The following is a 14,336-nucleotide window of genomic DNA, read 5'->3' on the forward strand; positions in this document are numbered from 1 at the left end:
AAATCTAATACTATGGAAATACAACAAACACAGAAAATATCGTACGCTAAAGTACTGCCTGTTCTTTTCGGATTCTTCATCATGGGGTTCTGCGACTTGATCGGAGTCTCGGTAACTTACGCGAAGGAACACTTCGGATGGACGGAAACGCAAGCGGGCTTTTTACCTTCGATGGTATTTATCTGGTTCTTTATTTTGTCAGTTCCTACGGCATTGTTAACGAATAAGATAGGGCGTAAGAATACGGTGCTGATCAGTATGCTGTTTACTTTTATGGGAATGATTCTTCCTGTAATAGATTTTAGTGAAGTGACTTGCTATCTCGCATTTGCTCTGTTGGGGATAGGTAATACAATACTTCAGGTATCGCTGAATCCGTTATTGACGAATGTGGTAAAAGGAGATAAATTAACGAGCAGCCTAACTGCCGGTCAGTTTATCAAAGCAATTTCTTCTTTTCTTGGGCCTATTATTGCCGGGGCATGCTCTTTGCATTTAGGTAGTTGGGAGATGATGTTCCCTATTTTTGCAGGGGTAACCTTGGTTTCGACTGTATGGTTATTCTTTATAAAGATAGATGAAGAAAAATCGGAGGAAAAACCATCTACACTTGGTCAGACGTTGGCATTACTTGGCGATAAGAAGATTTTACTTCTGTTTTTTGGAATACTTGCGATCGTTGGTCTCGATGTAGGGATGAATATTGCAACACCTAAACTTTTGATCGAACGTTTAGGTATGGAAAAAGAAGCAGCGGGTTATGGCACAAGTTGGTATTTTGCAGCACGTACCATAGGTACACTTATTGGCGCATTCTTATTAAGTAAAGTACCTGAGAAAGCATACTTTCGTATAAATATGATAATTGCTTTGTTTGCAATGTGCGGATTGTTTGTCGCCGATTCACAACCATTCATACTGGCTATGGTCTGTCTCATCGCATTTGCATCTTCCAGTATATTTGCTGTTATATATTCGATGGCTATGCAACATTATCCAAAGAAAGCGAATGAGGTATCGGGATTGATGATTACCGGTGTGGCCGGTGGCGCAATTATCCCACCTATTATGGGTATTTGTGCAGATGCATTCGGTAGCCAGAGAGGTTCGTTGCTAATTATCACAATATGTATGATCTACTTACTTTATTGTGCATATGGAATAAAGATTAAGGTTAAAGAGTAAACGTTGCAATTTTTAGATTTTATTGTTTATTTTTACACAAGATAAGCGGGGAAAGTGGTAGATTACTATTACTCCCGCTTTTTGTGAAAGATATAATTGTCTTTATTTCAAATTTAAAAACAACTATGAACAAAAGGTTACTCCAAATTGCATTTTTAGTTTTAACTACTCTACTCTTTTTTTCTTGTAAAAACAAGGAAGTTTTTGAAGAAAAGTCGGCTGACTTGTCACTCAATGCCTATGTTAATCCCTTTGTAGGAACATCGGGCTTTGGTAACGTATATCCGGGTACTCAATTACCTTTTGGCGGTATACAGATCAGTCCCGATACAGATAGAGATTACTACGATGCAGCATCGGGTTATAAATATAATCACATGACAATATTGGGATTCAGTCTCACTCATTTGAGTGGAACAGGTATTCCCGATCTTGGTGACTTCTTATTCATACCGGGAACAGGTACTAAGAAATTTGAACCGGGAACACATGACAAACCGGATGATGGCTATCGTTCACGTTACAGTCACGATCAAGAATGGGCTTCTCCTAACTATTATGGAGTAGACTTATTGGATTATGGTGTAAAAGCCGAAATGACATCAGGCGAACACTCCGGTATCTTCAAATTTACATTTCCTAAGACAGACAGTGCTTTTGTTATGATTGATCTTGAGCATGTGTTGATGTTTAAAACAACATGGTCGCAAGTGAGAATAGAAAATGATTCGACTATTTGCGGTTTCAAACTGGTGAATGGTTGGGGTCCTGAGCGCTATGTCTATTTTGCGGCAACTTTTTCTAAACCGTTCCTCAATTCAGGTATTATGCAAGATGGCAAACCTGTAATTTATAATACAAAACGTTTCCGTAGCGACCGTGTAGCTTATGGCACTAAACTGATGGCATGGATGGATTTCGATGCTAAAGATGGTGCAGAAATAGAAGTTAAAGTCGCTATTTCGTCTACTGGAACAGCGGGGGCTTTCGGGAATATGAAAGAACTGAAAAATGAAAACTTCGGTACACTAAAAGAAAAAGGAGAACTGGCATGGGCTAAAGAGCTGAGTAAGTTCAAGGTGAAGGGCACTAAAGAGCAAATGGAAACTTTCTATACATCTGTTTACCATGCTTCGCTTCATCCGTTTATTTACGAAGATTTAGATAAAAAATACAGAGGTCACGATTCAAATATTCATACTTCTGAAAATTTTACAAATTATACTGTGTTTTCTCTTTGGGATACATATAGAGCTCATCACCCTTTACTTAATCTGATTAATCCGTCTCGTAATGCCGATATGATTAATTCGATGCTGGCACATTACGATCAAAGTGTGGAAAGTATGTTGCCTATCTGGTCGTTCTATGGAAATGAGACATGGTGCATGATTGGCTACCATGCCGTATCTGTTATTGCTGATGCTATTGTTAAAGATATACAAGGCTTTAACTACGAGCGTGCTTACGAAGCAATGAAAACGACAGCCATGAATCCTAATTATGACCGTTTACCCGAATATAGAACAATAGGATGGGTACCTTTCGATAAAGAGCCTGAATCCGTATCGAAAACCTTGGAATATGCTTACGACGATTATTGTATCGCCATGGCAGCTAAAAAACTGGGAAAAGAAGATGATTATAATTATTTCCTGAATCGTGCGTTATCATATCAGAATATTATAGATCCCGAATCTAAATTTATGCGCGGTCGCGATTCTGAAGGCAACTGGCGTACACCATTCGACCCGATTGCTTACACAGGACCGGGATCGATACATGGCTGGGGAGATATTACCGAAGGATTTACATATCAATATACATGGTATGTGCCGCAAGATGTTCAGGGATACATCAACGAAATGGGTGGCAATCAGATTTTTACACAGCGTTTAGATTCGATGTTTACGATGGTGCTTCCCGAAGATATTCCGGGTGCTCACGATATTCAAGGGCGCATAGGTGCTTACTGGCATGGTAATGAGCCTTGTCATCAGATTCTTTATTTGTACAATTACGTGAAACAACCGTGGAAAGGTCAGGAGAAGATTCGTTATGTATTAGATAACTTATACGGAAATACTCCCGAATCGTTGAGTGGTAATGACGATTGCGGACAAATGTCGGCTTGGTATATTTTCAACTCGATGGGCTTCTATCCTACATGTCCGTCAAGCAATATATATGCTATCGGATCGCCGGGCTTGGAATCAGTAGAAATGACGTTGGAAAACGGTAATAAAGTACTAATGACAACTGAGAATTACAGTAAAGAAAACGTGTATATCCAAGCGATGTATCTTAATGGAAAAGAATATAATAAAACATATATCACATATAACGATATAAGAAACGGTGCAGAGATTAAATTCGTGTTGGGCAATAAGCCAAACGAATCATGGGGTACTGCGGATGATTCTGTGGCTCCTTCTATCTCCGAACCCGGTAAGACTAAGTTGTATGTGAAAAACAAATAACAGACATAGTGTCACCATTAATCCGGAGCCTTTATTTATTGAAGGTTATGGTTTCTGAATCTCTTTTAGTGATTTAGAAAAATAGGAGGAGAAAGAATGAAAATAGTATTAGATTACAACAGTCCTGTTCCTTTATATATCCAGATTGAGAATCAGATAAGAAAGGAAATTTTGAAACCCGAGTATAAGAGTGGAAAAATGCTTCCTAACGAAGTCGATCTTTCTCAACAGCTTGGCATTTCGCGAAGTACATTGCGTCAGGCTATCAACAAATTAGTCTATGATGGTTTGTTGATTCGGAAGAAAGGGGTTGGAACAGTAGTTGCCAATACGGCTATTACTTCTAATGCTAATAATTGGCTTAGTTTTTCGCAGGAGATGAAGATGATGGGTCTTGAGGTGAAAAATTACGATCTGCATGTCAGCTGGATTCATCCTGATGAAGATCTATGCAATTTTTTTCATATTACTGGTGAAACTAAGGTTATGAAGCTTGAACGTTTGAGAGGTAGCCTGGATAATCCATTTGTTTACTTTGTTTCTTATTTCAATCCTCGCATCGGATTAAAAGAAACTGAGGATTTTTCGAGAATGCTTTATGATATACTCAAAGAATACAATGTCATAGCCAAGCTCTCGAAAGAACAGGTGAGCGCTATGCTTGCCGACCGCTTTCTTGCCGATAAATTAGGATTGAAACAAGGCGAGCCTATCTTGAAAAGGAAACGTTTCGTTTACGATCCGGGAGGTCGGGCAGTAGAATGGAATGTTGGTTATTATCGTGCCGACAGTTTCGTTTATACAGTGGAATCTGAGAGGAAGGAATAAATAGGCCTAAAAAATATAAAGAAGAACTTGCTAAGAAATGGTTAAGTTCTTCTTTTATTTTATTGAGTTACCCGAATAATTGTAATTTTGTCGATTCTTATTGTTGACAATATTCAACAATAAGTGCGCTTTTAGTGTTTACAATTAGCTGTTACAACTAAAGTAGGTATTTACTTATTAAACTAATAATTAGGTCTGTGACCTCAAAATCCAAAAATGGAAGAGAAAAAACATTATTCAGGACTTACGGATGCTCAGGTAAAAGAGAGCAGGAAAAAATATGGAGTGAATCTCCTTACACCACCAAAGAAAGAACCCTTATGGAAGCTTTTCTTGGAAAAATTCAAAGACCCGATTATACGTGTGCTGCTTATAGCCGCATTTCTATCTTTGGGTATATCTTTTATTCATAATGAATATGCCGAAACAGTAGGGATATTCTGTGCTATCCTTTTGGCTACAGGTGTTGCCTTTTGGTTCGAACGCGATGCAAGCAAAAAATTTGATGTTCTTAACCAAGTGAATGACGAAGAACTCGTGATGCTGATGCGTAACGGCAATGTATGTCAGGTTCCGAAGAAAGATGTTGTAGTGGGCGATATTGTATTGCTCGAAATAGGGAATGAAGTCGCTGCCGATGGTGAACTGCTTGAGGCTGTTTCACTTCAGATAGACGAGTCTTGTCTAACCGGAGAGTTGAGCATTGATAAAACAACAAATCCCGATCATTTCGAAGAAGGTGTTACTTATCCTTCTAATTGGGTGCTGAGAGGTACTAAAGCTATTAACGGGCATGGAATCTTTCAAGTAACAAAAGTAGGTGATGCAACTGAATTTGGAAAAGTAGCAGAGAAATCTACGGAGAAGGTCGAAGGTCAGACACCATTGAATAAGCAATTAGAAAAACTGGCTCAATTTATCGGAGTAATAGGTCTGTCATTAGCAATGCTAACCTTTTCCGTCCTTTTTATAAAAAATATAATCTTAGACACTGAGAAAGTTCTGACATTTACCCAGTTGTCGCTATTGGGTGCTGCTATTATGGGTGCTGTTATAGCCCTGTCTAAAGTATGGGTACCTATTGTATACGATGCATTCGAATTAGCAGGTAAAAAGAAAGCGTTACCTAAGAGTATAGAAAAAGGAGGCTGGTTAAGATGGATAGCTTTAGGTTTTCTGTCTTTCGGCGTAGTCGCTGCTATCAGTTATCTTTTTGGCGTAGATCCTCTCGATCATAATTCTTGGGTTGATACAGACGTTGCAGGCGAGATTCTGCAATACTTTATGATTGCCGTTACTCTGGTCGTAGTAGCTGTACCCGAAGGTCTGCCGATGAGTGTTACACTGAGTCTGGCGCTTAGTATGCGCAGAATGCTGAAGATGAATAATCTGGTGCGTAAAATGCATGCGTGCGAAACAATGGGAGCAGCAACGGTTATCTGTACCGATAAAACGGGAACTCTTACACAGAATCAGATGCAGGTTTATAATACGAACTTTTATGGATTAAAAGATCAAATATTGACAGATGATGTTGCCAGTAAATTAGTTGTCGAAAATATGTCTGCCAATTCTACTGCGTATCTCGATTATTCTGTTGCCCATAAAGTAACCGCTCTGGGTAATCCTACCGAAGGTGCTTTATTACTATGGCTGAACAGCAATAAGATTAAGTATACGAATATACGTGATAAAGTAGATGTAATAGATCAATTGCCGTTTTCTACCGAACGTAAGTATATGGCAACTTATGCTAATTCTCCGTTTCTAAAGAAAAAAATACTTTATGTGAAAGGTGCACCCGAAGTTATTTTAGCTAAGAGTGAAACTGTATTAACGGAAGAAGGGCAAGTTTCTATTGATGGCTACGTTGATGCGGTAAATGAGCAGTTGCTTCAATATCAGAATCAGGCAATGCGTACTTTGGGCTTTGCTTATAAAATAGTAGATGATAATGGAAATAGCACCGTTGATGAGCTTATCGGAGACAATCTTGTCTTCTTAGGTATTGCAGCTATCTCAGACCCAGTTCGTTCGGATGTGCCTGAGGCTGTGGATCGTTGTTTGAATGCAGGTATTGCAGTGAAGATTGTAACAGGCGATACGTATGGTACAGCCAAAGAGATAGGTCGTCAGATCGGTATATGGCAAGACGAATCGGATACTGATCTGAATATAATAGCTGGTATCGATTTTGAGGCTTTATCAGACGACGAGGCTTATGATCGGGTAAAAGATTTAAAGATAATGTGCCGTGCCCGTCCTACGGATAAGCAACGATTGGTGAATCTTTTGAAAAAGAGGGGAGAAGTTGTCGCTGTTACCGGTGATGGAACAAATGATGCACCAGCCCTTAATTATGCCGATGTTGGGCTATCTATGGGCTCGGGTACATCGGTAGCAAAAGAAGCGAGTGATATTACGTTGTTGGACGACTCGTTTAGTAGTATTGCTACTGCTGTGATGTGGGGGCGTTCGCTTTATCAGAATATTCAGCGTTTCATCCTGTTCCAGTTGACAATAAATGTAGCTGCTCTGTTAATTGTTTTCCTTGGCTCTATATTCGGTCATGATCTGCCATTAACCGTTACACAGATGCTTTGGGTAAATTTGATAATGGATACTTTTGCCGCAGGAGCATTAGCTTCATTACCTCCTGATCCTAATGTAATGAATGTGAAGCCGCGTAAGAATAGCGATTTTATTGTTACACCGCCAATTGCAAAACGCATATTTATAGTAGGTATATTGTTTGTCGTTTTACTATTGAGTATGATGTATTATTTTGCAACACCCGAGCATTTGAATACAGTATTTCATTATATAGCTCCGGAGGATAGAGAGCGTTATTTCTTATCGTATTTCTTTACCGTATTCGTGTTGCTTCAATTCTGGAATATGTTTAATGCCAAGGCGTATGCTACAGGCAAATCGGCTTTAGCCGGAATGAATAAAAGCTTGGGCTTTGAATTGGTTGCATTAATCATACTTATAGGGCAAATTCTTATTGTGACATTCGGTGGCGATGTGTTCCGTACAATGCCACTAACAATACAGGATTGGCTGATAATAATAGGAGGAACGTCTTTTGTTTTATGGATAGGCGAAATCGTAAGATTGATCCAAAAGAAATGATTGCTACGAATATAATAAGAAAGAGCCGCTGGAATTCCAGCGGCTCTTTCTTATTTATCGCGATAATTCATTGATCATTGTCTTCGCTTTGTTGAGCATATCAACATAGGGTTCTTTAGGTTCTATTGTATTGAATTTTGCAACCTCGGTGTTGAGTTTATCCAATTTACTTAACGATTCTGTTGTATTTGCTTTCTCAAGGTCTTGTCGTAGCATACGAATCTTTTCAAAATCCTGTATGCCTTCTATCAGACGTTCGAAACGAATAGAGCTACGAGCATCAGGATATACTATATATGTATCACCTCCGGGCCATGTTCTGAAGCGTGAATCTGTCAATGGATTTTCCACCCACGAATTATATGCCCAGCGCAGAAAGCCGTCGTAGTCGGCTGCAATAGCGTACCAGCTGGCATAGACTGCCTCCGCAGGGTCGGAGCATGTAAACACATTCGGAAATTTGTCAGAGCAGCAAACATAGTAAGTGGTTATAAGCCCTTTTTCTCTGCGCATAGTTATATCGGCAGAATCGACTTTCGCTCCAGCTGCTACACACATATCTTTGATGAACGGATATTTTTTATAACTCTGATGATTATCAGCCAATGATATGCCCAATTCAGGAGATACTTTTTGCAGAAGTTCTACTGTAGCCTTCATCGATTCGGGAGAGCGCTCGTCCATAGCTATATTTGTTATTTCTAACCATTTCTTTTCTTTCAGGTGTTTTGTGAAATCGGTTAAGAATGGAGTCCACATGTCGACAAATATTTTTGTGCCGGGATCAGCTTTTACATCTATTACCTTTCCAGAGACAGCATCAGTATAGTGAATCTCGTTATTCCAAGGAATCATCGAATAACAGTTTATCATCTTATTGATCCCTATATCCATCATCATTTGTACCCATCTGTCAAATATAGTATAGTCGTAAGACCATGTTCCATCTGCATTTTTAGTCCATGTAATCATATCTGCATAAGGGTCGAAACATTGATTGTTCCAAGGTTCTTTATTTATATTTGCAGTAATCACTTTTTGACCTGCATCAGCGAGCATTTTCATCAGAGGTTTTAACGCTTCGAAATGTTCGTCACTCCACACTTTCAGATTCTGAACACGTGCTACCGCTGACGGATGTTGCCACAAATCCAAATGATAAGCCCATTCGGATGGTGTAGGCAGCGTGCGGTCTTGTACTTCAAGGCTGATTTCAAATTCTTGTGTTTTCTGATCTCTGGCATAGACCTTCAGTTTACCTGTGTATATTCCTGCTTTAGCGGACTGAGGAATACTTACAGTGAGCCATACAGGGCGTGCAGTCTTCGCATCTATGTTGAAGCATTCAAGATTATCGAGCATGTCAGCAGTCAGTGATGCCGGAAAATCTTCAGGTTTACGATAACCACAGCCGGGCTCAAATATATCTGTCATTACATAACGTACAAACCGGGCTTGTGCTATATTGGAAAGAACTGTTCCGTCTGATGATTTAAAGTCGCCGAACTCGCATTCTACCTGTTGTATATTTTTGGCACTCCATAGCAACAGTTGGCCGGAGAGCTTTTCGCCTTTCCATCCTGTCAGTTTACACGATTGATTTTTTTCGGGTTGCGGCATCACCGATTTAGGATATTTTGTGTCTATGCTAACAAAAGAAGCATTCAGTCCGGGGAGCGATTGACTCCAGTCTGATAGTGTGTCGGATGTCGGATCTTCCATTTCGGCGAATGTCTCGCAAGTCTTTAATGGCCTTTTCTGTTCACAACTTATCAGTACTCCACAAAAGATGGTCAGGGCGATAAGGCTCCTTACCAAAGTCAGGTAATTTTTCATAGTTATAAAATATTGGTTTTATAGTGTGTCTTTGTATGCTATATCTCAATAAACAAATAGAATATATTTAATGTCACATTTTGATGTTATAACTACCACTCATTGTTATATCCGGATGGACAAATAAATAGGTCTTTGACCTTAAAAGGTTATAAATGTAGTGAATAGTCGTTGTTTAAAAAAGTATTACACCGCCATATTAATTCGTTTCAAATTATTATTGTTATTTCTCTTACTTTTAATTATTTTTTCACCTATTCATGTGCTTGGATTCGCTAAAAATATGTATTTTTGCATGCAATAAAATTTAAAAGCTCTTTTTATGTCTTTTATTGCAGATAAAGTCGTTATGGACGGATTGACATTCGATGATGTATTGTTAATCCCCGCTTATTCAGAAGTTCTTCCCCGCGAAGTGGATTTATCCACAAATTTCTCACGCAATATCAAATTAAATATCCCAATCGTTTCGGCAGCTATGGACACTGTTACCGAGGCTAAGTTGGCTATTGCTATTGCGCGTGAAGGAGGTATTGGTGTTATCCACAAAAATATGCCGATAGAAGAACAGGCCAGACAGGTTCGATTTGTGAAACGTGCCGAAAATGGTATGATTTCAAATCCTGTAAGTATCCTTCGTGATAAAACAGTCGGTGAGGCTTTAGCCTTGATGGCCGAATATAAAATCGGAGGTATACCTGTTGTCGACAAAGATAATGTTCTGGTTGGTATTGTGACGAACCGCGACCTGCGTTTCCGTCGTAATATGAATGAGTTGATCGATGATGTGATGACGAAGGAAAATCTTATTACTACCCGTCAATCTACAGATCTCGAATCGGCAGCAGATACGCTTCAGCACTACAAGATTGAAAAGCTTCCTGTTGTAGATGGAGACTATAAGCTTGTAGGGTTAGTTACCTATAAAGATATTACAAAAGCTAAAGATAAACCATTTGCATGCAAAGATGCACAAGGTCGCCTACGTGTGGCTGCGGGTGTTGGTGTAACTCACGATACAATGATCAGAGTAGCTGCTTTGGTAGAAGCGGGAGTTGATGCAATTGTGATAGATACGGCTCACGGGCATTCGCATGGTGTAGTCGAAATGCTGAAAAAAGTAAAACAACAATATTCGGATATAGATGTAGTGGTAGGTAATGTTGCTACCGGCGAAGCTGCTAAATATCTTGCAGATGCAGGTGCAGACGGTGTGAAAGTAGGTATCGGACCCGGTTCTATTTGTACTACACGCGTTGTTGCAGGTGTTGGTGTTCCTCAATTGACCGCTATTTACGATGTGGCAAAAGCATTGAAAGGTACAGGAGTTCCTTTGATAGCCGATGGCGGATTGCGTTATTCGGGAGATATTGTAAAAGCATTGGCAGCAGGAGGATCATCGGTGATGATGGGTTCATTGTTGGCAGGAGTCGAAGAGTCTCCGGGCGAAACTATTATTTTCAACGGACGTAAGTTTAAATCATATCGTGGTATGGGTTCGTTGGAAGCTATGGAAAAAGGATCCAAAGACCGTTATTTCCAAGATATGGAAGCCGATATTAAGAAGCTCGTTCCCGAAGGTATTGCAGCTCGTGTTCCATTTAAAGGAACATTGTTCGAAGTTGTTTATCAAATGGTCGGTGGATTACGTGCCGGTATGGGATATTGTGGTGCTAAAGATATCGAAGCATTGCACAGTGCCAAATTTACACGTATAACTAATGCCGGAGTGGCCGAAAGTCATCCTCATGATGTATCTATAACAAGCGAGGCTCCTAACTACAGTAGGGGAGAGTAAGCTTTTCGGATAAAATATATCTTAAAACTCTGCATACATGGATAAAATGTGTGCAGAGTTTTTTATTTTACAATATTTTAAAACTTTACCAACCTATATTTCTTGTATCTTTGCCCATTGGGTACCAGTCATTAATAATAGTGCTACTCATCGAACAAACTAAACAGGTATAAGGCTTTGAATAAAATGAAACAAAAGTTGTTTTTATCACTCATTATAGTATTTATTAGCTTGAATAGTTCTGCACAACAGAATGATCCGGTTGCTATTACCATAAATGGTAAACCTATTTATAAATCCGAAGTCGAGCGATCATATTATAACAGCCTCGAAAGAGAGCAGGAGAGTCTGGAGTCTTATCTCGATTCCTTTATCGATTTTAGACTTAATGTTGAGGAGGCTAAGGCTCAAAAAATGGATACAACTGCGAGTTATAAACGCGATTATTCTTCTTACAGAATACAATTGTCGGGCTCTTATTTAAAAGATACTGTAACAGAAGGCAGGGTTGTGAGGATGATTTATGATCGGGTGCTTGAAGATGTTGAAATAAATCATGTGCTGTTGCCATTTGATAAACAAAATATATTTCCTGCTGATACACTTGCTCTATATAATGAAGCTGTAAACCTTAGAAATAAATTACTCAAGAACGGATTTTCGGGTGATGGTCTCATCGATAATACAAAGACGACAAGTATTGTAATGGATAGAGTAGCGCAAAACGGTTACTTGGGTTGGACTACGCCTTTTACAATGCCCATGCCTGTTGAAGATGCAATCTATTCGCTACCTGTTGGCGAAATAAGTATGCCTATCCGTTCGAACAGGGGATATCATATAATACAGGTTTTGGGTAAGCGACCTGCGCGAGGAAAAGTTTTTCTTGAGCAGGTGGCGTTCAATTTCTCTCATATACCTCCCACAAAACAGCAGATAGATAGTGTGGGTAAGGTTGTAGATAAAGTATATAAAACATTAAAAACATCATCAGATTTTGATAAATTATGTCAGGCATACAATGATGTGAATCAAACAGGAATATCTGGTTGTGATTTTGGAGCCTACGATTTAAATGCACAATTACCATCCAGTTTTATTACTGCAGCATTCGCTCTGGAGAATGTCGGTGATATGAGCAAACCGGTAATGACAGATTATGGCTATCATATAATACGGTTGAAAGATAAAATATCGATACCCCCATTGTCTGTGGTTGAAAAAGGACTTCGACATAAAATAATGTATGGAGAAAGATCTGAATATCATACACAGATGTGGCAAAAACGACAGGCAGAAAAATATAACTTAGTAGTTAACCCATCTGCATATAATGAGTTGGATAATATTGCAAATAGATTTGAACCCCTTGACCCATTATTCATTCGTGAAATAACAAACCAGAATGAACTTCTTTTTACGATAGAAGGAGATAGAAAATATATGGTTACGGATTTTGCAGAATATCTTGCGTCTAAGATTGGTGTAGAGGAAGCTAAGAAGGATTTAGAATTGGATATGATTCAAACAATGCAGTTCGTAAACTTTAATCTCTCTACCGATAAGTTAAAAGACCTATTCGGTGTGTATTCATCTTTGGCTGTTTCTGCGTATGCTGATTCTATATTGGACGAACGATCTCCTGAATTTGCTAATTTAATGACTGATTATTCAGATGGACTTTTATTATTTGGAGTGAAAAATCGCAATATTTGGGAAAAGTCAGAAACAGACGAAATCGGCTTGGCGAAATATTTCAATGAACATAAAGCAAAATATAAATGGGATGCCGCTAAGTATAAGGGTTTAGTCGTTTACTGTAAAGACGAATCAGTCTTGAATCAAGTAAAAGTTTTAGCTGGCAAATATAAAAATACAGGTGAATTGGCACAGAAAATTAGCGCTACATTAAATAACGATTCGGTAGTTGCCCTGCTAGAACCCGGTTTGTGGGCTAAGGGAGACAATCCATTTGTCGATAATAAAGTATTCGGGGATGTAGAACCTACCTTGCGTAAAGGTTATCCATTCTTTATTGTGGTGGGAAAGAAAATTAATTCGCCCGAAACATTCGAAGATGTGAGGAATCTGGTCGAATCAGATTATCAAGTTCTATTAGAATCGAAGTGGAATACGTATCTTCGTGAAAAATATAAGGTAGATATTGATCAATCTGTTTTAAAAACAATAAGATGACTAAAAACAGAATTTATATAACAATAATATTCATTTTCTTTATTGCCTACTCTTGTAAGCAGTCGGGTATAGGAGATGTCGATGCCAGTAAGCAACCTATTGTGACTGTTCAAAACAATACATTGTATAAGGCCGATCTCGACGATGCCTTACCTAAAAAACTATCGGCAGAGGATAGTGCAGCTACAGCACAGGCGTATATCAAGACATGGGTTAATGATCAGTTGATGTATGATAAGGCTAAGCAAAATATTCTGAATAAAGCAACAATAGATGAGTTGGTTGAAGACTATCGCAAATCACTGATAACAAATTCTTATCAGGAACAATTGTTCAAGGAGCGCTTTTCCAGAATAAGTTCCGATAGCGAGCTGAAAGCTTACTATGAGGAAAATAAAGAAATGTTCAAACTTGAAGGTAGTATAATAAAAGGTCTCTATCTTAAAATACCTGCGGGGTCGCCTCAATTGAATAACTTTAAGAAATGGTATAAACAAACAACAGATGCAGCTATCGAAAATATCGAAAAAAATACATTGCAGAATGCTGTGAATTATGAGTATTTTTACGATAGATGGGTTAGTTTCGACGATGTTATGGATAATATACCTCTTCTTGTTACCGATAGGGAGCAATTTCTTAAAACAAATAAAAGTATTGAGGTCAGTGATTCTTCTTTTGTATACTTGCTCAATATCAAAGAATATAAGTTAACAGGAAGTGAAGCTCCTTACGAATATATAAAGGGACAATTGTCGGATATATTCAAAGAAAAAAGGCGTGCCAGCTATTTGGAAGAAATACAAAAAGACTTGTATGATAAAGCGATATCGAATAATGAAATAAAGTTTTATGACAAATAGACTATAACTTCTTTT

Annotated in this window: 8 protein-coding genes; 7 read left to right on the top strand and 1 reads right to left on the bottom strand. The window is 38.6% G+C overall.

Going from position 1 to position 14,336, the window contains the following annotated elements; genetic code table 11:
* The first annotated feature begins 12 nt into the window (after window positions 1-12).
* The 4 genes from G7Y56_RS02795 (at window position 13) to G7Y56_RS02810 (ending at window position 7,628) form a co-directional block, all read left to right on the top strand.
* The gene (locus tag G7Y56_RS02795) at window positions 13-1,185 is read left to right on the top strand and encodes a sugar MFS transporter (protein WP_165040908.1); all 1,173 of its coding nucleotides are present in this window, start codon (window positions 13-15) and stop codon (window positions 1,183-1,185) included.
* 125 nt (window positions 1,186-1,310) lie between these two features.
* The gene (locus tag G7Y56_RS02800; RefSeq protein WP_165040910.1) at window positions 1,311-3,665 is read left to right on the top strand and encodes a GH92 family glycosyl hydrolase; all 2,355 of its coding nucleotides are present in this window, start codon (window positions 1,311-1,313) and stop codon (window positions 3,663-3,665) included.
* A 102-nt stretch (window positions 3,666-3,767) separates the two neighbouring features.
* Window positions 3,768-4,493 carry a GntR family transcriptional regulator gene (locus G7Y56_RS02805; RefSeq protein WP_370457668.1) on the top strand — a complete coding sequence of 242 codons (726 nt, stop codon included), beginning with the start codon at window positions 3,768-3,770 and terminating at the stop codon, window positions 4,491-4,493.
* 216 nt (window positions 4,494-4,709) lie between these two features.
* Window positions 4,710-7,628 carry a cation-translocating P-type ATPase gene (locus G7Y56_RS02810; protein ID WP_165040912.1) on the top strand — a complete coding sequence of 973 codons (2,919 nt, stop codon included), beginning with the start codon at window positions 4,710-4,712 and terminating at the stop codon, window positions 7,626-7,628.
* A gap of 54 nt (window positions 7,629-7,682) precedes the next feature.
* On the opposite strand, the gene G7Y56_RS02815 is transcribed toward G7Y56_RS02810, so the two are convergent.
* A complete protein-coding gene (locus tag G7Y56_RS02815) occupies window positions 7,683-9,464 on the bottom strand; it encodes a glycoside hydrolase domain-containing protein (protein ID WP_255498621.1) in 1,782 nt (593 codons plus the stop codon).
* A gap of 322 nt (window positions 9,465-9,786) precedes the next feature.
* On the opposite strand from G7Y56_RS02815, the gene guaB reads away from it, so the two are divergent.
* The 3 genes from guaB (at window position 9,787) to G7Y56_RS02830 (ending at window position 14,321) form a co-directional block, all read left to right on the top strand.
* Complete coding sequence (gene guaB / locus G7Y56_RS02820) at window positions 9,787-11,262, top strand: IMP dehydrogenase (protein ID WP_165025562.1); 1,476 nt, start codon at window positions 9,787-9,789, stop codon at window positions 11,260-11,262.
* Window positions 11,263-11,448: 186 nt separating this feature from the next.
* A complete protein-coding gene (locus G7Y56_RS02825; RefSeq protein ID WP_165040914.1) occupies window positions 11,449-13,458 on the top strand; it encodes a peptidylprolyl isomerase in 2,010 nt (669 codons plus the stop codon).
* Window positions 13,455-14,321: a peptidyl-prolyl cis-trans isomerase gene (locus G7Y56_RS02830; RefSeq protein ID WP_165040916.1), complete on the top strand. Its 867-nt coding sequence runs from the start codon at window positions 13,455-13,457 to the stop codon at window positions 14,319-14,321. The genes G7Y56_RS02825 and G7Y56_RS02830 overlap by 4 nt, the downstream gene beginning before the upstream one ends.
* Window positions 14,322-14,336 lie beyond the last annotated feature (15 nt).

Origin of the sequence: Dysgonomonas sp. ZJ709, assembly GCF_011039195.1 — a bacterium.
In the GTDB taxonomy this organism is placed as follows: domain Bacteria; phylum Bacteroidota; class Bacteroidia; order Bacteroidales; family Dysgonomonadaceae; genus Dysgonomonas.